The organism is Niallia laureatilytica, assembly GCF_046613985.1.
Classification (GTDB): Bacteria; Bacillota; Bacilli; order Bacillales; family Cytobacillaceae; genus Niallia.
This window is the reverse complement of sequence record NZ_JBKKHP010000001.1, coordinates 702,850-726,100: the sequence shown is the minus strand read 5'-3', so window position 1 is coordinate 726,100 and position 23,251 is coordinate 702,850. Positions and strand designations below refer to the sequence as shown.

Annotated in this window: 22 protein-coding genes; 13 read left to right on the top strand and 9 right to left on the bottom strand. The window is 38.6% G+C overall.

Annotated elements, in window-relative coordinates; genetic code table 11:
- Positions 1-4 precede the first annotated feature (4 nt).
- Positions 5-871, bottom strand: coding sequence for a permease (locus ACLIJJ_RS03730; protein WP_233313136.1), 867 nt, complete (start codon positions 869-871; stop codon positions 5-7).
- 160 nt (positions 872-1,031) lie between these two features.
- Positions 1,032-1,289 (bottom strand): DUF2624 domain-containing protein, encoded by a 258-nt coding sequence (locus ACLIJJ_RS03725; protein WP_233313137.1) that lies wholly within the window; start codon positions 1,287-1,289, stop codon positions 1,032-1,034.
- 208 nt (positions 1,290-1,497) lie between these two features.
- On the opposite strand from ACLIJJ_RS03725, the gene zur reads away from it, so the two are divergent.
- On the top strand, positions 1,498-1,911 hold the full coding sequence (gene zur / locus ACLIJJ_RS03720; protein ID WP_237941713.1) for a zinc uptake transcriptional repressor Zur: 414 nt from the start codon (positions 1,498-1,500) through the stop codon (positions 1,909-1,911).
- A gap of 35 nt (positions 1,912-1,946) precedes the next feature.
- On the opposite strand, the gene ACLIJJ_RS03715 is transcribed toward zur, so the two are convergent.
- Positions 1,947-2,522 (bottom strand): 5' nucleotidase, NT5C type, encoded by a 576-nt coding sequence (locus ACLIJJ_RS03715; RefSeq protein WP_233313139.1) that lies wholly within the window; start codon positions 2,520-2,522, stop codon positions 1,947-1,949.
- A 190-nt stretch (positions 2,523-2,712) separates the two neighbouring features.
- Between ACLIJJ_RS03715 and ACLIJJ_RS03710 the strand changes: the two genes are divergently transcribed.
- From ACLIJJ_RS03710 to bglH, 3 genes are all read left to right on the top strand, one after another.
- A complete protein-coding gene (locus ACLIJJ_RS03710) occupies positions 2,713-3,114 on the top strand; it encodes a DUF308 domain-containing protein (RefSeq protein WP_341077806.1) in 402 nt (133 codons plus the stop codon).
- Positions 3,115-3,489: 375 nt separating this feature from the next.
- On the top strand, positions 3,490-5,373 hold the full coding sequence (locus ACLIJJ_RS03705) for a beta-glucoside-specific PTS transporter subunit IIABC (protein WP_341077804.1): 1,884 nt from the start codon (positions 3,490-3,492) through the stop codon (positions 5,371-5,373).
- Between the two features lie 58 nt (positions 5,374-5,431).
- Entirely contained in the window at positions 5,432-6,829 is a 1,398-nt protein-coding gene (bglH, locus tag ACLIJJ_RS03700; protein WP_411410564.1) for an aryl-phospho-beta-d-glucosidase, read from the top strand.
- Positions 6,830-6,934: 105 nt separating this feature from the next.
- On the opposite strand, the gene ispG is transcribed toward bglH, so the two are convergent.
- The 3 genes from ispG to ACLIJJ_RS03685 form a co-directional block, all read right to left on the bottom strand.
- Positions 6,935-8,071 (bottom strand): flavodoxin-dependent (E)-4-hydroxy-3-methylbut-2-enyl-diphosphate synthase, encoded by a 1,137-nt coding sequence (gene ispG / locus ACLIJJ_RS03695; protein WP_233313142.1) that lies wholly within the window; start codon positions 8,069-8,071, stop codon positions 6,935-6,937.
- Between the two features lie 153 nt (positions 8,072-8,224).
- On the bottom strand, positions 8,225-8,551 hold the full coding sequence (locus ACLIJJ_RS03690; protein ID WP_233313143.1) for a LysM peptidoglycan-binding domain-containing protein: 327 nt from the start codon (positions 8,549-8,551) through the stop codon (positions 8,225-8,227).
- A gap of 286 nt (positions 8,552-8,837) precedes the next feature.
- Positions 8,838-9,614 (bottom strand): DUF1189 domain-containing protein, encoded by a 777-nt coding sequence (locus tag ACLIJJ_RS03685; RefSeq protein WP_233313144.1) that lies wholly within the window; start codon positions 9,612-9,614, stop codon positions 8,838-8,840.
- A gap of 133 nt (positions 9,615-9,747) precedes the next feature.
- Here ACLIJJ_RS03685 and ACLIJJ_RS03680 point away from each other — a divergent pair, with 133 nt between their 5' ends.
- On the top strand, positions 9,748-10,230 hold the full coding sequence (locus tag ACLIJJ_RS03680; protein WP_237941708.1) for a DUF456 domain-containing protein: 483 nt from the start codon (positions 9,748-9,750) through the stop codon (positions 10,228-10,230).
- A 10-nt stretch (positions 10,231-10,240) separates the two neighbouring features.
- On the opposite strand, the gene ACLIJJ_RS03675 is transcribed toward ACLIJJ_RS03680, so the two are convergent.
- On the bottom strand, positions 10,241-10,936 hold the full coding sequence (locus ACLIJJ_RS03675; RefSeq protein WP_237941707.1) for a Crp/Fnr family transcriptional regulator: 696 nt from the start codon (positions 10,934-10,936) through the stop codon (positions 10,241-10,243).
- Between the two features lie 427 nt (positions 10,937-11,363).
- Between ACLIJJ_RS03675 and ACLIJJ_RS03670 the strand changes: the two genes are divergently transcribed.
- From ACLIJJ_RS03670 to ACLIJJ_RS03655, 4 genes are all read left to right on the top strand, one after another.
- Positions 11,364-11,972, top strand: a complete 609-nt coding sequence (locus tag ACLIJJ_RS03670; RefSeq protein ID WP_411410563.1) for a superoxide dismutase — start codon at positions 11,364-11,366, stop codon at positions 11,970-11,972.
- 144 nt (positions 11,973-12,116) lie between these two features.
- Positions 12,117-13,352, top strand: a complete 1,236-nt coding sequence (locus ACLIJJ_RS03665) for an MFS transporter (RefSeq protein ID WP_233313148.1) — start codon at positions 12,117-12,119, stop codon at positions 13,350-13,352.
- Between the two features lie 202 nt (positions 13,353-13,554).
- Complete coding sequence (locus tag ACLIJJ_RS03660) at positions 13,555-15,582, top strand: peptidoglycan D,D-transpeptidase FtsI family protein (RefSeq protein ID WP_411410562.1); 2,028 nt, start codon at positions 13,555-13,557, stop codon at positions 15,580-15,582.
- Between the two features lie 183 nt (positions 15,583-15,765).
- Positions 15,766-17,847 (top strand): peptidoglycan D,D-transpeptidase FtsI family protein, encoded by a 2,082-nt coding sequence (locus tag ACLIJJ_RS03655; RefSeq protein ID WP_251644967.1) that lies wholly within the window; start codon positions 15,766-15,768, stop codon positions 17,845-17,847.
- A 44-nt stretch (positions 17,848-17,891) separates the two neighbouring features.
- Here the strand turns inward: ACLIJJ_RS03655 and ACLIJJ_RS03650 are convergent, their stop codons facing one another.
- Both ACLIJJ_RS03650 and ACLIJJ_RS03645 read right to left on the bottom strand, forming a co-directional pair.
- Complete coding sequence (locus ACLIJJ_RS03650; protein ID WP_233313151.1) at positions 17,892-18,395, bottom strand: hypothetical protein; 504 nt, start codon at positions 18,393-18,395, stop codon at positions 17,892-17,894.
- Positions 18,388-18,723 (bottom strand): hypothetical protein, encoded by a 336-nt coding sequence (locus ACLIJJ_RS03645; RefSeq protein WP_411410561.1) that lies wholly within the window; start codon positions 18,721-18,723, stop codon positions 18,388-18,390. The genes ACLIJJ_RS03650 and ACLIJJ_RS03645 overlap by 8 nt, the downstream gene beginning before the upstream one ends.
- A 464-nt stretch (positions 18,724-19,187) precedes the next feature.
- Between ACLIJJ_RS03645 and ACLIJJ_RS03640 the strand changes: the two genes are divergently transcribed.
- The 4 genes from ACLIJJ_RS03640 (at position 19,188) to rpmG (ending at position 23,161) form a co-directional block, all read left to right on the top strand.
- Entirely contained in the window at positions 19,188-19,883 is a 696-nt protein-coding gene (locus ACLIJJ_RS03640; protein WP_233313153.1) for a DUF4912 domain-containing protein, read from the top strand.
- The gene (locus ACLIJJ_RS03635; protein ID WP_411410560.1) at positions 19,880-22,288 is read left to right on the top strand and encodes a glycosyltransferase; all 2,409 of its coding nucleotides are present in this window, start codon (positions 19,880-19,882) and stop codon (positions 22,286-22,288) included. The genes ACLIJJ_RS03640 and ACLIJJ_RS03635 overlap by 4 nt, the downstream gene beginning before the upstream one ends.
- A gap of 28 nt (positions 22,289-22,316) precedes the next feature.
- Positions 22,317-22,943: a hypothetical protein gene (locus ACLIJJ_RS03630; protein WP_233313155.1), complete on the top strand. Its 627-nt coding sequence runs from the start codon at positions 22,317-22,319 to the stop codon at positions 22,941-22,943.
- A 68-nt stretch (positions 22,944-23,011) separates the two neighbouring features.
- On the top strand, positions 23,012-23,161 hold the full coding sequence (rpmG, locus tag ACLIJJ_RS03625) for a 50S ribosomal protein L33 (protein WP_101175018.1): 150 nt from the start codon (positions 23,012-23,014) through the stop codon (positions 23,159-23,161).
- The last annotated feature ends 90 nt before the right edge of the window (positions 23,162-23,251 follow it).

Sequence of the window (23,251 nt, the reverse complement as noted above, 5' to 3'; positions counted from 1 at the left end):
CTCCTTAAAAAACTAATGTCACAAGTAAAACAGTGATGGTAATAACGGTGCATAAGAGAGCGACAAATTTCGCTTTAAATGTACTGAGCAGCATCATTGTATTTTTGATGTCGAGCATAGGGCCAAACAGCAAAAAAGCGAGAATCGAGCTTGTGGAAAAGCTGCCGCGAAAGCTTGCAGCAATAAAGGCATCAGCTTGTGAGCATAGGCTTAATACATAAGCTAGCCCCATCATCACAACATGGGAGGAAATGGTTCCGTTCCCAATGGAAACAAGTGTTGATGTTTTAATAGTCGTCTGCACAAGTGCCGCAATAAATGAACCTGCCACTAAATATTTCCCGACTGAAAAGAATTCGTCGATAGAGTGTTTCAGCATAGCAGAAATTTTTTCTGTAAAGGAATGATAATGAGCCGAATGGTTTTCTGTTGATTTTAACGGTGCCTCTTTAACGGTGAATTTAAGAACAATACCAATGATAATTGCCGCAAGTATTGCCAATAATCCACGATGTAACACCATGCTCCAGCTGTTGCCAAAAGCAATATAGGTGGAGAAAAGAACAATCGGATTAATAATTGGCCCTGTGATCATAAACGCTACAGCTGCAGGGATTGATACTCCTTTTAAAATAAGCCTTCTTGTTATCGGAATAATACCGCATTCACAGGCAGGGATAATAGCACCCATTACGGAACCAACCAAAATAGCGAGAATATTATTTTTCGGCATAATTCTTGCAATCATTTCTTCTGAAATAAAGACTTGGATGATTCCGGAGACGATAACACCAATCAAAATAAATGGCAGTGCCTCAATAATGATACTTATAAAAATGGTGTTTAATTGCAGTAATGTATCCATACTCATTATTTTTATTGCTCCTTTTAGCTTCCAAAAAATAAGATAATCTTGTCCAAGCAAACACTTTAGCATAGGCACATGAAAAAAAGATGAGAATAATAAATGTTTTTATTAAATAAAAAAAGCCTCTTCTTCCCATAGAAGGAAAAAGAGGCAGTCATAAAGCTTATTGGTTTGCAAATAGATTAAACAAGTTATTGACTTCCTTTGCTGTGGCTGGGCTGGTAATTGTCGCAAGCTCTCTGATTAACTGAGCTCTTTCATTTGGATTGAAAATGTTGATTTTTTTGCTGTTTAAATGCTTTGCCAGTGTCTCAGCTTCTCCATCATTAATAGGAATTTTGAATTGTTTGCTGTATTTCAGCAGCTCTGTTGCAGTAATCGTATGGATTTTATGGTTGATTATATTCTCAAAAATTTTCATGTCATCACTCCCCATTCTAACATATGAGGGTTAGGCGAAAATGTGTCATGAAAAATGCAAAAAATCTGAATGATTTATTCGAAAGTCGCCGTATCTTTACATTATCAGGGCATTCTTGTATACTAATTTAGATAAAGGATGACTTCCATTAGTTGAATAAATCGTAACGGTTACTATATATATTCCAGAAAATTGGGAGGTGTCACCATTGAATGTAGAACAAGCATTAGACATACTAAAAGAAGAGGGCTATAAGCATACCGGAAAACGAGAAGATATTCTAGAGCTGTTTGCAGCTAAAAATAAGTATATCACGGCTAAAGATGTACTGGATGCATTGAAAAATGATTATCCTGGTTTAAGCTTTGATACTATATACCGTAATCTTTCTCTTTTTGTGGAGCTCAATATATTTGAGATGACAGAGCTGAACGGAGAGAAGCATTTCCGGTTTACATGCTCACATCACCACCATCATCATCATTTTATCTGTCTGGAATGCGGAAAAACGAAAGAAATTATTACATGTCCGATGGCAGAACTGACTGACAACTTAAAAGGATATGATGTTTCAGGCCATAAATTTGAGATTTATGGAAAATGTCCTGAATGTATTCAATAAAAAATCTACTGTTAGCAAACAGTAGATTTTTTTTATTATTGCTTCGTTTTAATCCAGTTGTCCACCCATTTAGAAGCTTCCTGCCAGCTTGTCACCCGGATTACTCCATCAGGAATTGGCTCTCTATTGTACGGAGTATCAAATAAAATAACAGGAATTCCACATTCATGATGGATCATTACTGCATTATCATGCTTATCCTCAAAAAAGATGTCCACTTCATACTTTTTAACTGCTGCAATCTTATGGTGTGTGCCAATTAAGTCAATATGATTATAAGCAATGCCGTTATTTACAAACCATTCTTTCGTAATGTCAAGGAGATGCTGTCCTCTTGCACTGATGAAGTATAGCTCGTGTTTGTCCGCCCAGCTGCTCAAAGCAACGCTTGCTCCCTCTGCAAGAGGAGAAGCAGTATAAATGCGTGGTTCATTATCTATAAACCATTTATCGAATTCCTCGTGTGAAACAGAAACAAGGGGATATAGATCATATTCTTTAATATCTTCTAATGTTATATTTAGTTGGAAGCTCTCATTTAAATAAGGAACGAAGGTATCCGGTCTTGTGACTGTCCCGTCAATATCTATTCCAAAACGCAATTTTTTCATTATGTACTCCTTTTACTGTTGTTTCTTCTAAATTTTTTACTAAAACTTATCCTTCTTTAGCTTATCAAAAGACATGGGAGAGAGAAAGGATTTACGTAAAAAAGTATGTTTCCAAGCTTTTACACTAATAAGGGTAGCTAAATTGGCCATGATAATAAATGCTCCTATTATAGAAAGCGAGGGAATGATCATGGCAGACTACAATAGCAATGAAGAAAAGAATCGCACCGATAGAGAGCAAGACGATTCACGCACAACAGATTATATGGAGGAGACATCTGCAGAGATTGTCAATCCAATGCCTTTTAACACAAGTGTCCCAGTTCGTCAGAGAGTGGAGACGACGAACGAAGAAGCAAAAATGGACACACAGCGCAAGGAACGTACAGAGAGCAATGGCAGAGGAATTGGGATAACAGCGCTGATTATTTCTATTATTTCTCTGTTTGTGATGCCGATTGTATTAGGCATCGTTGGGATTATTGTAGGGTTTGTAGCCCGCAGACGCGGAGCAGTAACGCTTGGATCATGGGCGATCGCTCTTGGAGCATTGTCTATTATCATCGGCATTTTTATTGCCCCGTTCTTTTAGCACAAACCTTTGACTTGTTTGGTCGGCAGCTTCTGTTAGAAGCTGCCGTTTTTTTTTATTGAAAAAATATTTTTTATAAAATAATATCGAAAGCGTTGACAAATATTTTAGGGCATGATAAATTTAGGTTGTAAAATTTAATGAAACCGCTTTAGGATTGTTACTGATTATGCAGGCAAAACCTAAACTTCGTTCGATAGGAGGATTTTTATATCCTTTATTATGGGCGTAGTTTAGGTTTTTTTTATGGAGTAAAAACGGAGGGATGTAAAAACATAAATAAGCAAGAAAAAAAAGCTGTATATGGGCTGCCACCCTCATACAGCTAAATCAAAGTATAACAATATTATTCCCCTACAAATAGGAGGTACTGTCATGGATTATAATAAATTATCAAAAGAAATATTGCAACAAGTTGGCGGTGAAGAGAACGTAGATAATGTCATTCACTGTATGACAAGATTGCGCTTTAACTTAAAAGACAACAGTAAAGCAAATCGCCCACAAATAGAGGCGCTTGAAGGTGTCATGGGAACAAACATCAGCGGAGGTCAATTCCAAATTATTATTGGGAATGATGTTCCGAAGGTTTATAAAGGAATTATAGATAACAGTAAATTAAGCGGAGAAAAGACAAGCGGCGGATCTTCGGGAGAAAAGAAAAATCCGATAAGTGCTGTATTTGATGTCATTTCTGGTGTGTTCACTCCTATCCTGCCAGCAATTGCTGGAGCAGGTATGATCAAAGGTATTCTAGCGATTCTAGTTGCGTTAGGCTGGCTTTCTAATACGAGTCAAACATATATCATCTTAACAGCTGTTGGTGACGGTGCCTTTTACTTCTTGCCAATCATATTAGCTGTAAGTGCTGCAAGAAAATTTGGAAGCAACATGTTTGTTGCTGCAGCAATCGGTGCAGCCATCCTGCATCCTGACTTAACAGCATTATTTACGGCAGGTGAACCAATTTCCTTTATCGGGCTGCCTGTTACGATTGCTACTTATTCATCAACCGTTATACCGATTCTGTTAGCAATCTGGATTGCTTCTTATGTGGAAAGATGGATAGATAAAGTTACACATGCGTCCTTAAAACTTATCGTAGTACCAAGTGTTACGTTATTAGTAGTTGTTCCGGTTACATTGATCACAGTTGGACCGCTTGGTGCTATTCTAGGTGAATATCTATCTGGAGGAATCAACTTCTTATTCGACAATGCAGGACTATTTGCGATGATCCTTCTTGCAGGTTCATTCTCGCTAATCATCATGACTGGAATGCATTACGCATTAGTGCCAATCATGATTAACAATGTTACAGTAAACGGCTTTGACTATTTAATGCCAGCAATGTTCTTGGCAAATATGGGGCAAGCTGGAGCAGCATTTGCAGTTGCAATGAAAACGAAAAACAAAAAATTCAAATCACTTTCTTATTCTGTCAGTGTTACAGGATTAATGGGTGTAACAGAACCAGCAATGTATGGTGTTAACGTTCGTCTTAAAAAGCCATTTATCGCGGCACTAATTGGTGGAGCAGTCGGTGGTGCTTATCTAGGAATCACGAAGGTTGCAGCATATATCATGGGTGGTAGTGCAGGTATTCCAGGTGTTACATCATTCATTGGACCAGGACTTAACTTTGTAAACGCTCTAATTGGTATGGCGATTGCGTTTGTTGCTGCAGCAGTTGCGGCATATCTAATCGGATTTGAAGATGTACCTGCTGAAAACGCAGAAGAACCAGCTAAAAACAAAGATGCAGAAGCAGAAGCTGCTGCGACGAAAGAAGCAGGGATTGTATCCGAACAAATTTTAAGCCCTATCGTAGGAAAAGCTGTTTCATTAAGCGAAGTGAATGATCCAACATTCTCCCAAGAAATTATGGGGAAAGGGATTGCTATCATCCCAGAAAAAGGGGAAGTGCTCTCTCCAGTAAATGGAGTTATTACAACACTTTTCAAAACAAAGCATGCTATCGGTATTACAAGTGATAAAGGAGCAGAAATCCTTATCCATGTCGGATTAGATACAGTTCAGCTTGACGGTGAGCATTTTACAGCACATATGAAAGAAGGAGACGCTGTCAAGGTTGGAGACAAAATCACTTCATTTGATATTGATGCATTAAAGAAAGCAGGATTTGACACAATTACTCCTGTTGTTATTACAAACACGATGGAATATAAAGATGTAACACCACTTAAAACTGGTCATACAAGCGCAAACGATGTAGTGCTTGACTTATCTGCAGTTTAAGAAATGTAGGGGGACTGGTTATTCAGTCCCTTTCTAATAACATGAAGAGGTGAATAGAATGGGGAAAAGATTTCCAGAAGGTTTTTTGTGGGGCGGCGCAGTAGCTGCTAACCAGCTTGAAGGTGCATATAAAGAAGATGGAAAAGGACTGTCCACAGCAGACGTATCTCCGCATGGAATTATGAGCCCGCCGGATGAGTCCATGACAGCTTATAATTTATATCATGATGGAATTGATTTTTACCATAAATATAAAGAAGATATCGCACTTTTTGCCGAAATGGGCTTTAAAGCCTTCCGTCTATCTATTGCTTGGACTAGAATATTCCCAAATGGTGATGAAACAGAGCCTAATGAAAAAGGTTTAACGTTTTATGACAACGTATTTGATGAACTGAAGAAATATAATATCGAGCCTGTAGTAACAATTTCTCACTATGAAATGCCTCTGGCTTTAGTAAAAAACTATGGCGGCTGGAAAAACCGCAAAGTTGTCGAGTTCTATGAACACTTTGCAAGAACGGTTTTCACACGTTATAAAGATAAAGTGAAATACTGGATGACTTTTAACGAAATCAATGTTATTCTCCATGCACCATTTACAGGTGGCGGACTGCTGTTTGATGAAGGGGAAAACAAGAAGAATTCCCAGTATCAAGGCGCACATCACCAATTTATTGCAAGTGCACTTGCCGTAAAAGCCGGTCATGAAATTATCCCAGGATCACAAATTGGCTGTATGATCGCTTCTATGGTCACATATCCATATACATCCAAACCGGAGGATATGTTCGCAGCAATGCAGCAAGACCGTCAGACGCTATTCTTCTCTGATGTTCAGGCAAGAGGAAGCTATCCTGGATACATGAAGCGCTATTTCCGTGACAACAATATTGAAATTGTCATGGAAGAAGGCGATGAGCAGCTTCTAAAAGAAGGCACGGTAGATTATATTGGCTTCAGCTATTATATGTCGTTTGTTGCTAGCACAGACCCAGAGCATCAGAAAACGAGTGGAAACCTGCTTGAAGGTGTCAAAAACCCATATTTGGCTTCGTCTGAATGGGGCTGGCAAATTGACCCTAAAGGCTTGCGAATTGTCTTGAATCAGCTTCATGACAGATATCAAAAACCACTGTTTATCGTAGAAAATGGACTTGGTGCAGTTGATACACTTAATGAGGATGGAACTGTCCAAGATGATTATCGGATTGACTATCTGCAAAGCCATCTTGAAGAAGTGCGAGAAGCGATTGAAGATGGAGTCGAACTAATCGGTTATACTTCATGGGGACCAATCGACCTTGTGAGCGCATCTACAGCAGAGCTTAGAAAACGCTATGGCTATATTTATGTTGACAGAGACAGTGAAGGTAAAGGAACAAATGACCGTATTAAGAAGAAGAGCTTCCATTGGTATAAAGAAGTAATTGAAACAAACGGAGAATCACTGTAACAAAACAAAACTCTTAAGCATATTGCTTAAGGGTTTTATTTTGTCTATAAGCTTCTAAAAATGGGTCACCCCCCATCAAATCAATGGGGGGTGACTCATTATAGCTTATTGTGTAAGCATATCCTGCTTCTTCTGTTTATCTTCAGCTTCTTCAGCCGCTTTTTTGGCAAAATATTCTTCAGCGATAGCATCTATTTCTTTTTTCAATTCGTCTACCATTGTTTCTTCTGGCACCTTACGGACTATTTTCCCTTTGCGGAACAATAGACCTTCGCCTCTAGCACCTGCGATCCCGATATCAGCCTCTCTCGCCTCTCCAGGACCGTTAACAGCACAGCCAAGCACGGCCACTTTAATCGGTGCTTTAATGGTGGATATATACTCTTCCACCTCATTAGCAATCGAAATAAGGTCAATTTCAATACGTCCGCATGTCGGACAAGAAATTAATGTAGCTGCATTTGCCGACAATCCGAAAGATTTCAATAGCTCACGGGCAACTTTTACTTCTTCAACAGGGTCTGCACTTAAAGAAATACGAACCGTGTTTCCGATTCCTTTGCTAAGAATCGCACCTAATCCAGCCGCACTTTTTACAGTTCCTGCAAACAATGTGCCTGATTCCGTAATCCCAAGATGAAGAGGATAATCAAAAGCTTTTGCCGCTTTTTCATACGCTTCAATCGCAAGATTTACATCAGATGCTTTCATGGATACGATAATATCATGAAAGTCAAGATCTTCGAGTATTTTGATATGGTGCAATGCGCTTTCAACCATGCCATCAGCTGTTGGATAGCCGTATTTTTCGAGGATTCTCTTTTCAAGTGAACCTGCGTTTACACCAATACGGATCGGAATTCCTTTAGCTTTAGCTGCTTTAACAACTGCTTCCACCTTTTCCCGTTTACCGATATTACCTGGGTTAATTCTGATTTTGTCTGCTCCGCCTTCAATAGCTTTCAATGCAAGACGATAATCAAAATGGATATCGACTACAAGCGGGATGTTGATTCTCTTCTTAATTTCTGCAATAGCATCGGCTGCACGTTCATCAGGACAAGCAACGCGGACAACTTGGCATCCAGCTTCTTCAAGTCGATTAATTTCTGCAACTGTAGCTTCGACATCATGTGTTTTTGTTGTTGTCATACTTTGGATAACAACCTCATTGTTTCCGCCAATGGTCAAATTGCCAACTTTTATTGGTCGGGTTTTAGTACGATGTATAATTTCACTCAATGGTGATTCGCTCCTTTAATAATTGGAGAACCCTTAAAAACTTAAGAAGGTTCTCAAATAAATTCAAAAGTACATTCCTATTGTAACAATGAAATACTTATATTGACAAGAAACTTGCTGACATTAACAAATGGAAAATTTGCCGGGAATCGTTTATTGCCCATTGATGTAATGAGGAAAGGTATAAACTTTTCCGACTTGGATATCCTCAGGAGAAACGCCGTCATTCCATTTTTTGAAGTCTGCTATTAAAGTATCAATGCTGACAGGAAGGGCTACAGACGTTTCATTCTCGATGATTGACAGGACCGTTTCGCCTGCTTTTACCTCATGCTCAAAATAGCCGGGGCTGTCAGATCCAGATGATGCCTGTACCTCAATCGCTGGCTCTTTATCTACATTCAATGTGCCGTGATTCAAATCAAAATAGATAACATAGATGGTCAACAGACAGATAAAAGTAATGAAGAGCTTTTTCATACATGATTCCTCCTGCTTTTTATGGATAGTTAAATGTATGTACAAGGAATTTTTAATAGAACCTTTTTCTAGTATTTTATCTATCATTATTTCTAAAAATAATAGATTATAATCCATAAAAAACCTGCTCTACTAATTTAGAGCAGGTCAGGACGCAAAATAGAAGGTGCTGGAGGGCGAGAAAGATTAAATAAAAAGACTGTCAACAGCTGTTTAGAAAGCTTGTCTACAGTCTTAGTGGCCAATATAGATTTAGAGCAAACAAAAACGGGTATAATTCTAATGCTTATTCTTTTATCGGTTTTTTCGTTTCTATTTCTTTAATAGAAAGGAATACGATGAACAGGGAGATGAACCAATTAAGCATACTGCCGTTAGGTACATTTGTTTCCAAGCTATCCATGATGAAAAAGAAGATAGTCGGAATGGTCATACTGTAGACAGTAATCCTCCATGTTTGGCCATATGTTAATTCTCTTCCTAAAATTCTTGCAAAGACAGTTCCGAAAATCGCAAGAATGAATGCTTCAATTGCTTTAGAAGCTGCAAGGAAGATAAAGAAAATCACGGCCATTATACTCGTAAACAGTGGCACCATTGAATCAAAGGATTTCGCTAATGCTGCTAAATCGCTTTTAGATGCTTGGATATTTCCGAAATAGGAGTACTCAAACGACTGAGATTGTCCTGCTGTGACAATAACGAACTCTTTTGGAAGGAGAGCAACAGTATTGCCTGAAGAGCTGATGTTCTTTTCGTTATAGGTGCCTGTAGAATCAACGATAATTGTTAAGTCTTCTGTATTGGTTACGCTCGGCTCCTTCATATCAGAATGAAGCGTGTTGTCTTCAATTCGGAAGTCGGGAACATCTTCTTCCAATGTGGAAGCTAGTGTATGTATTCCTTCATTCATGCTTTTACTTAAATAATAGATGGTAGGGATAGAGGCGACAATCGAGAGGATCAGAAGAAAAGCGATTGTTTTCCAAATACCCTGTGAACGGAAGCTAGCTATATCTTTTGGTGAATAGATGCTCCGGTAAAACTGCTTAAAAATATTCATTCATTTGACACACCCTTATAAAGATTCATTACTATTTTATCTTTGCACAAATACATATACAAGCGTAAGCCGTTGATTGGCGAAAAAAACTATGTTAAACATAGGAAACTAAAAGATAATGGAGGCTATTAACGTGAATGTCATATATTGGGTTATTATAGGAGCTTTATTTGTAGTTGCGTATATAGGTTTGATTTATCCAATTATTCCAAGTGTTGTATTTATAATTGGAGGTTTTTTGTTGTATGGTCTTTTCTTTACCTTCCAAGAATTCTCTGTCTTGTTCTGGATTATTCAAGGGATGTTCGTTATTTTATTATTTATTGCTGATTATTTAACGAACCTTTTCAGTGTAAAGAAATATGGTGGTTCAAAGGCTGGTATTTGGGGTAGTACGATTGGTCTGATAGCAGGTCCATTTGTTATTCCTGTTGCCGGAATATTAATTGGTCCGTTCTTAGGAGCGGTTATCGCCGAATTGCTTGTAAATAAATCAAATTGGCAAGCAGCCCTTAGAGCAGGCGTCGGCTCTCTTGTCGGTTTTTTAGGAAGCGTCGCAGCAAAAGGGCTGATTCAGACCGTTATGATTGTCTATTTCCTTATCGCAGTTAATTAAAGAAACAGGACTAGTTTAGACCGCAAATCTCAATAGGGCAGTTTTGACAGTCTACCGCTTTTTTTAGGAAAGCAAGGTCCTTAACAGTAATTTTTTGAGAGGAGATAGAGATGATGCCGCCATCTCTAAGTTCCTTCATGGCTCTTTGAATAACTTCCCTTGTCCCAAATGTTAAATTTGCCAATTCCTGATGGGTAAGGGGGAAATCAATTAGTATACCATTTGCAGTTCTTTTTCCAAAAGAGTGACATAGCCGGATAAGAATGCTGTACAAGCTTCCTTTTTTACCATGCATGATTAAATCTTGGCATTTAATATTTGCTTTTAAGTAGCCTGTACTCAGCCATGCGGTAAGAGAGGCAAGCATTTTATGGTCATGCAGAGCAAAGTCTTCAAAGTCTGCTCTATCAATGATAAGAAGCTCACAGTCTGTTATAGTTCTCGCAAAATGATAGTATTTCGGTGACTGCTTAAATAATAAGTATTCTAGCAGCAAATCCTCCTCATGGAGAATCTTCATGATAAATTCTTTGCCGTTTTCATGAATTCTGCCTACTGATAGTGTCCCCTCTAACAGGAGATAAATATTGGAAACAGGGTCACCCTCTTGAAACAGCAAGCTTCCCTTTTTAATGAATTGGACATTATTAATCGAAAAATAATGCTGCAATAGCAGACTGTAAAGCGATAGAGTTCCTTCCTTCATCTGTCGCACTCCCTTTGTTGTTTCTCTCTATGCTTCGATTAAAAAATATCGAGTATTTATTGTCAAATGGATTTTGTAATATATTGGAAGGTGAACCTGTCGTTTTTAAGTTAAAACCTATATATACCAACGAAAAGGAATAATGTGTCTATTTAGCGAATCTTTTGAAAGAAGGGATGTTTGTTTTTGCAACAATGTTGGTATAAAAGAAGAGTTCCTTTATATACTAAATTGGGGAATGACTGCAAAAACACAAAAGTCAGTTTTTCTTTTAAAAAATTCCTTGTAAATAAAGCAAAATAATTGAAAGGAATGGCTTAATTTGGTACTGTTTTATTAGAAGAACCTTCTCATGTAAATATTGTCAAAATAGTGATAAATTATATGGGAAGAAAAAAATTTACCTATACATAGGAGGAAAAAACAAATGGCTTTTTCATTACCGCAATTACCATACGCTTACGATGCATTAGAACCGCATATTGACAAAGAAACAATGAATATTCACCACACAAAACACCATAACACATATGTAACAAACTTAAACAACGCTCTAGAAGGAAATGCAGAACTTCTTTCTAAAACGGTTGACCAGATCGTGTCAAACCTTGATGCAGTTCCAGAAGCAGCACGTACAGCTGTTCGTAACAACGGCGGCGGACATGCTAACCACTCTCTATTCTGGGAAGTTATTTCTCCAAATGGCGGCGGACAGCCTTCAGGTGATTTAGCATCTGCTATCGACAGCAAATTCGGAAGCTATGAAAACTTCAAAGAAGAGTTTGCTAAAGCTGCTACAACTCGTTTCGGTTCAGGCTGGGCATGGCTTGTAGTAAACAACGGTGAGTTGGAAGTAACAAGCACACCAAACCAAGACAGCCCGCTTATGGAAGGAAAAACTCCAATCCTAGGCTTGGATGTTTGGGAGCATGCTTACTACCTTAACTACCAAAACCGCCGTCCAGAGTATATTAATGCATTCTTCAATGTAATTAACTGGGAAGAAGTTACTAAGCGCTACACTGCAGCAAAATAAAACAAAAAACCTTGCTGGCCAATTTGGTCAGCAAGGTTTTTTGTTTTTCGCGAAAATCCTCCTATATCTGCACCATCCTTAATAAATGTTGTATAAGGAACACCCTTTTGTTAAAAACTAGCGAGACAAAGGGGAGTTTTTATCATGAAATTAGGGAATTTGATTGGCAATATCAAACTGACAAAGGAACTGGGACTGCTGCTGACAATCGGTGGACTTTATGCATTAAGCATAGCTCTTTCTAATACCTTTGTTAATATTTTCTTGTGGAAACAATCTGGAGAATTTAAAGATTTAGGGCTGTATAATATGGCTACAATTATTCTGCAGCTGATTACCTTCACCATTGCAGGCAGATGGGCAAAAAAAATTGACAGGGTCATCGTATTTAGAATTGGTGTCATTTTCCTGGCGTTGTTTTATTTGTCTGTACTGCTTATCGGTGATAAGGCATCTACTTATTTGCTGCTGTTAGGCTGTCTGCTTGGCATTGGCTATGGGTTTTATTGGCTTGCCTTTAATGTTCTGACATTTGAAGTTACAGAACCAGATACGAGAGATTTTTTTAACGGCTTTCTTGGCATTCTCGGCTCTGTTGGAGGGATGGTAGGTCCTATGCTGGCAGGGTTTATTATTTCAACCTTGAATAAAACAACTGGCTATATGATTGTGTTCGGAATTTCGCTCGGATTATTTTCATTAGCAGTGGTATTGAGCTTCTTTCTAAAACGAAGACCGGCAAGCGGCCAATATTTATTAAAACGAATTATCGAAGAACGAAAGAATGATGATAATTGGAAAAGTATTACCTATGCTCATTTTTTCCAAGGAATCAGAGAAGGAACGTATGCTTTTGTTATTACTGTGTTTGTGTTTATCGCAACAGGAAGTGAAATGGCGCTAGGCACATTTGGGCTCATTAATTCAGGCATTTCGTTCATCGCCTATTATATCGTGTCACGAAGCATCAAAAGTGAAAAGCGAAATAAGTCCATCCTGGTAGGCGGAATTCTGTTATTCTTGTCAATATTTATCATAGTATTTGACTTTTCATTCATTCGTCTTCTTATTTATTCAGGTATTATTGCCATTGCTTATCCATTAATCCTAGTCCCATATACAAGTCTGACATACGATGTAATCGGCCGCGGCTGGAATGCAGGGGAAATGCGGATAGAATATATTGTCGTCCGTGAAATGTTCTTGAATTTTGGACGGCTATTGTCTGTTCTAATCTTCATTGCAGGCGTAACTATGTTTAATCCGGAAAAATCCATCCCAGTGATGCTGTTTATTCTTGGAAGCGGACATTCAATCATTTATTTCTTTACGCGAAAAATTAAGCTTTCGCCTGCGCCTAGATTAAATGGGCAAGAATAGCAGGACACTATTTAACAAAGGTTCCTTATTTATAAGGAACCTTTGTTATTTTTGTGAATTTTGTTAAATTCTGATAGATAGAACCAGATTTTTACTTTAAAATAAAAGGAGTGAGAATGTCTAAAAAGAAAGGGTTAATTTTATGGGGGAAAAAAAGAGAAAAAGGAGATTTCAGCTGTCTTTACGGTTGAATCTATTATTTTTGCTGATATTTCTACTGTTTTCAACACTGATCCTTCGCTTAGGATTTGTCCAGATTGTTTACGGTGACGAATACAAGCGGAAAGTAGATAAAACAGAGGACATTGTTATCAGTACAACTGTTCCAAGAGGAGAAATATATGACAGGAACGGGAACAGCATTGTAAGCAATAAAGGGAAAAATGCCATTCTTTTTACAAACTGGAAGTATAAGCCGGATGAGTTGAATAAAACGGCAGAAAAGCTTGCAGACTTAATTGCTATGGATTCAAAGAAGGAGATTGACAAGATCACTGATATAGATAAAAAAGATTATTGGCTCTTATTGCATCCAAAAGAAGCAAAAGAAAAAGTAACTATTGAAGAAGATAATAAGCTAAAGGAAAAATTCAGCGAAAAGGACTATCAAAAGCAATTTAATGAGCTGCTTCGAAGCAAGGTAACAGCATCAGAAGTAGCAAGCTTATCTGCACATGACTTAGAATCCTTAGCCATTTACAGGCTGATGACGAGCGGCTATTATTATACGCCGATTGTCATCAAAAATGATGGTGTAACAGAAGAGGAGCTAGCTAAGGTCAGTGAGAATCTGTCCTCGATGCCTGGTGTCGATACAGCAAAAGACTGGGACCGAACATATGGGTATGGAGATACGCTGAAAACAGTTCTTGGGAAAGTCAGCTCCACGCAAAAAGGGATACCAGCAGAGCAAAAGGATGAATATCTCGCAAAAGGCTATAACATGAACGACCGTGTTGGTTTAAGCTATATTGAAAAACAATACGAAGATGTTTTAAGAGGGAAAAAGCAAGCAGTTGAATATGTGAAAGATAAAAAAGATCAAATTGTCTCATCTAATGTTATTTCAGAAGGTAAAGCGGGCAGTGATTTATTCCTGTCAATTGATATGAACCTCCAGCTTGAGGTTGAAAAAATTATTGAAGAAGAATTACGGAAGACAAAGGCAGGCTATGCAGGCACACAGTTTTTAGACAGAGCATTTGTCGTGCTGATGGACCCACATACAGGTGAAGTATTAACAATGGCGGGCAAGCAGCTTGTTAAAAACGACAAGACAGGTTTGCAGGAAGTACAGGATTTTGCATTAGGCAATATTACCACTTCCTATAATGTTGGTTCAGCAGTAAAGGGAGCAATGGTGCTTACTGGATATAAAGAAGGAGTTATTCGTCCTTACTCTATGATGCTTGATGAAGTGATGAGCATCAAGGACTCCCCTGATTTTAAATCTTGGAAGGTGATGAATACTATCAATGACCTTCAAGCATTGCAGCAATCCTCCAATGTATACATGGCCAAAACCGCCATTGCAATCGGAAAAGGCCATTATGCTAAAGGGCAGCCTCTTAGTGTGGAAACACAAGCATATACGACTATTCGTAATTCTTTTGGAGAAATGGGCTTAGGAGTTAGGACAGGAATTGATCTGCCTAATGAGATGGCTGGATTTAAAGGACCAGTAAAACCAAATCAGCCTGGGGATTTAATGTTCTTATCAATCGGTCAATATGACACGTACACAAATATGCAGCTTGCCCAATATATCTCGACAATTGCCAATGGTGGTTACCGAATTGAACCACATATCGTGAAGGAAATCAGAAGTTCTGGAAAAGGCAAAGAGAAATATGGTGTGATGGAGCATGAAATCAAGCCGAAGGTGTTAAATAAGCTAAATATGAAAGAAGAGTGGATGAATCAAGTGCAGAAGGGCTTCCGCATGGTGATGCAGCCTGGCGGAACTGGCAGTGTTTTTGCGGGAAGTTCTTATACTCCTGCAGGCAAAACAGGAACTGCACAAGCCTTTTATGACGGACCATTGCGAGAAAATTATGAAGAACCGCCCCAAGTAATGAATGTCAGCCTTGTTGCCTATGCTCCCTATGAAAACCCAGAGGTGGCAATGGCGGTAATGGTGCCTTGGGTCTATACAACAGACAACGGACCATCACCTAACTTAACTATCGGCAAGAAGGTAATGGATAAATATTTTGATATGAAAAAATAACAGGAATTTGCCTCGCAAATTCCTTGTTTTTTGTGTAATAATCGCTGTTTTTTCACAATATAGAAAGGTATTTAGAAGACAAATATCGACTTTGCAGGATATCCCAGCAGGTTATTAATAGAAATATTGAAGAGTTTCTATTACAATAGAGTGAGAAATGATTGTAGAAAGTGTGGTATTACATTGGGAAACAAGAAGAAAAAAAAGACGATTCCGATTCGCCTTAACATTATCTTTTTTGCTGTCTTTTTGCTCTTTTCTGCATTGATCCTGAGACTAGGTTTCGTGCAGATTGTTTATGGAGATGAGTATAAGCGGGAACTGGAAAAAACAGAGGATGTAACAGTAGATACATCTGTGCCCCGCGGGAAAATCTATGATTCGACAGGAAAGGTTATTGTTGATAATCTCGCGAAAAATGCGATAACGTACACAAATACCGGTGTCTCTACCGAAAAAATGATGGAGACTGCCGAGGCGCTTGCGAAATATATAAAAAAGGATACCAAAAAAGTTACCGAACGTGACAAACAGGATTACTGGATATTAAAGCATCCGGAAGAAGCAGAAGCTCTTGTTACGAAAGAGGAAAAAACTGCTCTTGCGGAAAAGTACACCGATTCAGATGAATATAACTCTCAAGTATATAAGCTGCAGCTTAAAAGGATCACGGAGGATAAACTAAAGTCTTTGACTAATGATGATTTAGAAGTTATAGCAATTTACCGAGAGTTTTCAAGCGGCTATAAACTGACACCACATATTGTCAAAAACGATAAAGTGACTAACAAAGAAATGGCAGTTGTAAGTGAAAACTTAACGTCTTTAAAAGGTGTCGATACAACAACAGACTGGGATAGAGATTACCCATTCGGCAAGACACTTGCTTCTGTTCTCGGCAGTGTGAGCTCGTCAGAGGAAGGCCTACCAGCTGAGTCGTTGGATTATTATCTTTCAAAAGGCTACAGCCGCAATGATCGTGTCGGCAAAAGTTATCTGGAACTCCAATACGAAGATGTTTTAAAAGGACAGAAAGAAAAAGTCCGCAATGAGACAAACAGTGACGGAGAAATTACAGACACAGAAGTGATTACAGAAGGAAAACGCGGAAATGACCTTGTGCTTGCAATTGACATGGAGCTGCAGCAAAAAGTCGAAGACATCATTGAAAAGCAGCTGAAGGCAGCTAAACAAATGTCAGGAACAAAATTCCTTGACCGTGCTTATGTTGTTCTGATGGATCCAAACACAGGCGATGTGCTGACAATGGCAGGGAAAAGACTTGTAACAGAAGATGGAAAAACAAAGGTGAACGATGATGCTCTCGGCAATATTACGACATCCTACAACGTCGGATCTGTCGTTAAGGGTGCTACTGTTCTGACAGGCTATAATACTGGAGCAATCAGTCCGGGAACAGTTATTAATGATACACCTGTAAGAATAGGCGATACTATTAAGAGATCATGGACAACAATGGGGCCAATCAATGACTTAACAGCCTTGATGCGTTCATCAAACGTCTACATGTTCCAGACTGTTATGAAAATAGCAGGTGCTAGATATGTTTACGGCCAGCCTCTGTCTGTTGATGCAGAGGACTTCACAATAATGAGAAATGCGTACGCTCAATACGGGTTGGGAATTCGCACAGGCATCGACTTGCCGAATGAGCAGACAGGCTTTAAAGGAACAGAAACGTCAGTACCTGGTAAGCTTCTCGATCTTTCCATCGGTCAGTATGATACGTACACAAATATGCAGCTTGCCCAATATATTTCTACAATCGCAAATGGCGGGAACAGAATGGAACCGCATATCGTCAAGGAAATTAGAAGCCCTGTATCTGAAGAAGGCGAGCTTGGGGCAGTAGTTGACTCTGTTGAGCCAAAGGTTTTAAATACGATTGATGCAAAACCAGAGTGGATAAAAAGGGTGCAGACAGGCTTTAAGATGGTTGCCCAAAGTCCAAAAGGAACGGCATACACGTATTTAAGCGGCAAATCATACTCTCCTTCAGCTAAGACTGGTACGGCAGAGGCTTTCTATGATGGACCGCAAAAGAGCAACTATAAGACATTGCAGGAAGTAATGAACTTGAGCTTAGTAAGCTATGCACCTTCTGAAAATCCGGAAGTGGCAATGGCAGTCCTAGTTCCATGGGCATATAACGGCAGTGTTGACAATAAAGCAAACTTAAAAATAGGTGAAGAAGTATTAGATGCTTATTTTGATATGAAAAAAGAACGACAAAAAGAAAAATAAACGATAATGAGGGGCAGTCCAATTGGACTGCCCCTCATTATCGTTTATTTTGTTATCTTTTCAGCAATTTCTCTAAAGCTCATATCGCTGTATACACGGAAAGTGCCAACCTGCACTTTTGTATGATAGTCATTGTCAATTAAGAAAGCTTCAAACTCATCTTTATCTTTAATAATTTTCTCTTTTGTTAATGTATCAGCAATTTCGCCAGGACTCATACCACTTTTAATTTTGAGCTTATATGAGATTGGCTCATCAGCTTTCTCTGTTTCTGCTTGTTTTGCTTCCTCTGTTTCAGCTGCTTTTTTATCAGCTTTTGCCTGCTGGGCCGCTTTCTCGGCCTGTTCTTTAGCAGCAACGAGCTCTTCATAGTCTTCATTGGCAACTGTAGTAAAGCCTTTTGCAGAGAGAACTTTCTCTGCTTGCTCTGTTGTAATTTGTTTGTCTGTATCAGCCTTTTGGCTGCCAGTGTATACGGTGTATGCTCCAATGATGCTGGAGGCTGCGAACAGACCGAATGCAAAGGAACGCAAGCTTCGTTTATTCATTTGCAAATCCTCGCTTTACACCCTCTGTGATAATTTGCTGTACTTGACTAGTTGATAAGGAAGATTGAGAAGCAATTTTTTCAATGGAAACTCCTTGTGACGCAAGAGACCAAACCTGGTTTTTAATAATAGCATGAATGGGATTTGCACCCATTTCTATATTTGGCTGCTTGTCTGTAACAGGGATGGCAGGACTCATATCCATATCGTCTATCAACAGCTCTTCCTCAAGCACCTTCAGCTTCTTTTTTATTTTATATATTTCTTGTACTTGTTGGATGGACAGCTGGTCTATATCCTCTTGCAGCTTTTTATAGGGGTCCTTCATAAATAAAGATACAATAAAAAGAAGAACAGATATCCCCAATAAACTAAACATTAAAATGAACAAAATGAGACACCTCTGCTAAAAAATTTGTAATTTACAAGACTTTTTCATTCTACCACTACCTTTCAACATTTCCCAACAGTAATTTCAAGCAAGCAAGTGTGCGGCAGACAAGTTTATAAGCGGCAGCAAAAAATGTCGGATACAAACTAATTTTATTAATAGTCATTGTCGAATTGCTGTTTTTTATTCAACAGACAAAATTTTTTATGCTGCTTCAAGGTAATAGGGATAAACATTAGCATGATACGACAAATTCCGTTTATTGTGGCTTCTATCATTCGGTGATAACATATAGGAAGAAGGAAGAATCAGTAAATCGACACAAAAGGAATCCTGATAAATCAACCAATACGATAATAGCTAAAACATAATACAGTATTAAATGAAAGGTGCTGATTCCATTGTTAGAACAAATAGTTAATTTAAGGAAGGAAGGCTTGTCTTTCCGAAAAATTGCGAAAGAACTGGATATGAGCCTTGGAAAGGTGCAATATCAGTGGGGGAAGTATTTGAAAGAAGCGGAAAAGGCAGAGCAGACAGAAGGCGCTTCTCCTAAAGAATATGCCGATAACAGTGCTGTTATGTCCCCTTTTTTATGGACAAGCATTCAAACATTAAAAAAGAGTAATGGCATGGAAGCATGGCTTGCAGGAGAAAACAGAGCACTAATTTTCTGGAGCATACCAGCATCAAAGTGGAACTTAATTTCTTCCTACTGCGGCTTTCTTAATGATGACTTATCGCTAAAGCTGCGTGTCTATGATATCACGAGCATATATTTCGATGGCAGCAATGCACATGCTACCGATGAAATTCAGCTTGATCGTGACAAGAATCAACTCGTTTTGGAAGGATTACAGCCAAATAGAAGTTACTGTTTTGAAGTCGGGATACAGGATGGTAGCGGAGCTCTCATGCCAATTCTGCAGTCTAATCCTATTCATACACCAAGAACAAGTGCAGACCAAGCAGGTGAAAATGCAAAGGATGTAATAGCATGGAGCGAAGGAAAAACTCCACTTCCTAATTGGATTGAGCATGTTAGCACATACAGTTATTATGAGACAGCGGTAAAGGAGAGTGTGAAGAAGCAATGAACGTATCCTATTTTCAGCTAATCGTTCATGCAGAGCTTCCTGTCATGAATTATTATACCAGCAATAAAGAAGACAGACAGTCTTTTCATATAGCTTCGATAGCTTTGCTTACTTTTTTAAAGAACATGGAAAAGAAGGCAGTGCCATACAGCGTTTCCCTTGCATTGCCACCGATTTATTTAGAATTGGCAGAAACAGAAGATTACCAAAAAGAAATAACTGAATTTTTAGAAAAAAATAAATGGAAATGGGAAGAAGAATACTCCTACTGGCTCAAAATTGACAGGAATATAACAGCAACCATTAAGAAATTGGTACATGACCATAAAATAGAGATATTGGCCACATCTGCGTCCTATTCCTCTCTTACAGCTCTGTCAACGGTAAATGGTGTGAAACTCCAAATTGAAACAGGAATTTCCATTATAGAAGACCATTTAAATATTCGTCCAAATGGATTTTGGCTTCCAAATGGCGCCTTTTCACCAGGCATTGATTTGCATCTTAAAAAGGCGGGGATTGGATATAGCTTTGTGTATGACAAAACTTTAGCCATCACAGATCCTGTTCCTAAAGCAGAAGGTTTGCCAGTGAAATCACCTCATGATATATGCATAATACCATTAAGACAATGGTCTGACGTTAAGGAGACGGGAAGTTTATTTACAGGTTTGCCGAAAACAAAAGATATTCCTGCGATGACAGCAATTGCTGTGAGTGTAGCCGAGATTAATGAGTTTTCACAAGAATTAACGAAGGACTTCGTGGAAAATGATTCGATTATGCCGTTATCACCAGAAGCATATATTCGTCAATTTAGCGGGAATTTAGAGAAGGTTCATATTAGTTCCTCCTTTTTTAATCAGAAGAAGTTAAATAGAATACACGAAGATGGAAAGAGCTATGCTAGACTGTCCTTCCTTGAAAAAGAGGTTACAGCCTGGCGGGAGCAGAAGCTTTCTGACTGTGCTGACAGGGTCGTTAAACAGCTGGAAAAGGAATGGCTCATGCTTCATGCTATTGTTAATCAACTGGATTATCCAGATAACCTGCAGCACAATCATTGGGAAGCAGCTGATAAGCTGAGTGTCTTTTTGAAAGACAGTATAGAAAAAGCATGGTTAGAAGAACGAGAAAGTAAACACGCTATCTTCCGTGCAGTTCCTGCTTACCAAAAGGAAATGAATAACCCCTTTGCACAAGGAGGAAGCAAGAAAAAAATTCTGATTCTTTCATGGGAATACCCACCCAATATTATTGGAGGACTTGGAACACATGTAGCTGGGTTAGCAGAAACATTAGCCAAACAATATGAAGTTCATGTAATCACGTCACAAGACATGAATCAAGAATTAGTTGATGAACAGGTAAGTCCTTCCTTGTATGTGTATCGAGTGAAGCCGCTGCATCAGCGGGAAAAGAACTTTATAACTTGGATTGGCGGCTTAAATATAAGCATGTGGGAAAAAGCCTTAGACTTAGCAGCTAACCATCATTTTGAGCTAATTCAAGGCCATGATTGGCTCATCGGAGCAGCAGCTACAGCAATAAAGACAGAACTAGGCATTCCGTTAGTTACAACTATGCACGCAACAGAGCATGGAAGAAACGGCGGCATCTATACAGAAATGCAAAAATTTATTCATGAAAAGGAACAGCAGCTAATCAATGCGTCCGATTCAGTAATTGTCTGCAGTGAGTACATGAAAACAGAAGTGTCTTCGTTATTTGCTGTAAGTGAAAACAAACTTAATGTTATTCCAAACGGAATTAAGTTGGAAAATAATCAGCCAGCCTTAAATTCAGCAGAAGAATTGGGATTGGATCCAAATAAGAAGACGGTTTTTGCGCTAGGAAGAATGGTGAAGGAAAAAGGATTTGAAACATTGCTTGAAGCAGCTACACGTCTTAAAATCAAGGATATTCAATTTGTTCTTGCGGGTGCTGGTCCAATGTTTAATGAATATAAACAATATATTGCTGCAAATGGTTTATCGGACAAGGTTCACTTGATTGGCTACTTACCGGAAGACAGAAAAAATGGTTTCTTCCAAGTAGCAGACATTGTTGTCATTCCAAGCCATTATGAACCTTTCGGCATTGTTGCTTTAGAATCGCTGTGTTTTGAGAAGCCGACAATCGTATCCAACACGGGCGGCTTAAAAGGGATAGTAGAGCATGGTAAGACAGGGATGCTTATGGAACCAGGGAATACTGAAAGTATGTTAGAACAATTGCAATCCTTAATCGATGACCCACTTATGGCATTGGAGATTGGAAAAAATGGCAGGGCGATTGTAGAAAAGCTGTTTGGCTGGAACAGAGTCGGCGATGAAACCTCAAGGGTGTTTGAAGAAGCAATCCTAAATAAGAGGATGGCAGAAACGGCAGCTACTATGGAATAAAAAAAATAGGAAAAAAAGGTGAAGAAGGATGAAAACGGAGATTTCTTTACAGTCTGATTATCAGAATTTCGGCAAAGAAATGACAAGAGGAAAATTGGTCAATACTCCAGGCATTTGGATTAACGGCAAAATCTGCTGGCTTCAGAACGGTTATGAGAAATTACTGCCAGAATACGCAGTCTCTGTTCATGTAAAGAGCGTTCAAAAACATTCTAAAGTCCAATATAATGAGATATTTGTAAGAAATCATTCGAAAGAGGCTATAGATGTGAAGGTTCTGCTGCTAAGTTATTACTCCCAATCAAATCAGGACCACCTCGCCTTCGTTTCACCGACAGACAATGTTGTCTTCCATTCTGTCGATGACCAGCTAATACTAGTAAATGGCGAGTTTAATGGGAAGAGCTTGGAACAGAGAACCGTTCAGCCACTATGGAACGTTCATACAGATCTAATTTGGAAGAATCAGCAAAAAGGCAGCTTAAAATACTTACCAATGGGTAAAGGTGGATATGTCAGCATCTGTTCCCTTAACATGAATCTAGCAGCTCAAACCTCGAGTACGAGCAGAGCATGGACTATATATGGGAAAGATAAAGAAGAGCTTATGGATTTAAATCACATTCTATTGAAAAACAGTACTAGCATTTCGTGAAAAAAAATGTTATCATATAAAAGTCGTATGCACGAACTAGTATAGCAATAGTTTGGAGGGAAATAACCATGCGTGTCAACATTACGTTAGCTTGCACAGAATGTGGAGATCGTAACTACATTTCTAAAAAAAATAAACGAAATAACCCAGACCGTCTTGAGCTTAAAAAATATTGCTCAAGAGAAAAACGCACAACAACACATCGCGAAACAAAATAAGACAGAGGGGGGTATCCCTTCTGTTTTTTTTGTATATAAAAAAAATCCTAAAGCATTACATATGAAAAAAGCATAACCAAGGAGTGAAAT

Bases quoted from the DNA above. Each gene is read 5' to 3' on its own strand.
- ACLIJJ_RS03730 (WP_233313136.1), bottom strand. From the start codon at position 871: ATGAGTATGGATACATTACTGCAATTAAACACCATTTTTATAAGTATC.
- ACLIJJ_RS03725 (WP_233313137.1), bottom strand. From the start codon at position 1,289: ATGAAAATTTTTGAGAATATAATCAACCATAAAATCCATACGATTACT.
- ACLIJJ_RS03715 (WP_233313139.1), bottom strand. From the start codon at position 2,522: ATGAAAAAATTGCGTTTTGGAATAGATATTGACGGGACAGTCACAAGA.
- ACLIJJ_RS03710 (WP_341077806.1), top strand. From the start codon at position 2,713: ATGGCAGACTACAATAGCAATGAAGAAAAGAATCGCACCGATAGAGAG.
- ACLIJJ_RS03705 (WP_341077804.1), top strand. From the start codon at position 3,490: ATGGATTATAATAAATTATCAAAAGAAATATTGCAACAAGTTGGCGGT.
- bglH (WP_411410564.1), top strand. From the start codon at position 5,432: ATGGGGAAAAGATTTCCAGAAGGTTTTTTGTGGGGCGGCGCAGTAGCT.
- ACLIJJ_RS03690 (WP_233313143.1), bottom strand. From the start codon at position 8,551: ATGAAAAAGCTCTTCATTACTTTTATCTGTCTGTTGACCATCTATGTT.
- ACLIJJ_RS03685 (WP_233313144.1), bottom strand. From the start codon at position 9,614: ATGAATATTTTTAAGCAGTTTTACCGGAGCATCTATTCACCAAAAGAT.
- ACLIJJ_RS03675 (WP_237941707.1), bottom strand. From the start codon at position 10,936: ATGAAGGAAGGAACTCTATCGCTTTACAGTCTGCTATTGCAGCATTAT.
- ACLIJJ_RS03670 (WP_411410563.1), top strand. From the start codon at position 11,364: ATGGCTTTTTCATTACCGCAATTACCATACGCTTACGATGCATTAGAA.
- ACLIJJ_RS03665 (WP_233313148.1), top strand. From the start codon at position 12,117: ATGAAATTAGGGAATTTGATTGGCAATATCAAACTGACAAAGGAACTG.
- ACLIJJ_RS03650 (WP_233313151.1), bottom strand. From the start codon at position 18,395: ATGAATAAACGAAGCTTGCGTTCCTTTGCATTCGGTCTGTTCGCAGCC.
- ACLIJJ_RS03645 (WP_411410561.1), bottom strand. From the start codon at position 18,723: ATGAAGGACCCCTATAAAAAGCTGCAAGAGGATATAGACCAGCTGTCC.
- ACLIJJ_RS03635 (WP_411410560.1), top strand. From the start codon at position 19,880: ATGAACGTATCCTATTTTCAGCTAATCGTTCATGCAGAGCTTCCTGTC.
- ACLIJJ_RS03630 (WP_233313155.1), top strand. From the start codon at position 22,317: ATGAAAACGGAGATTTCTTTACAGTCTGATTATCAGAATTTCGGCAAA.
- rpmG (WP_101175018.1), top strand. From the start codon at position 23,012: ATGCGTGTCAACATTACGTTAGCTTGCACAGAATGTGGAGATCGTAAC.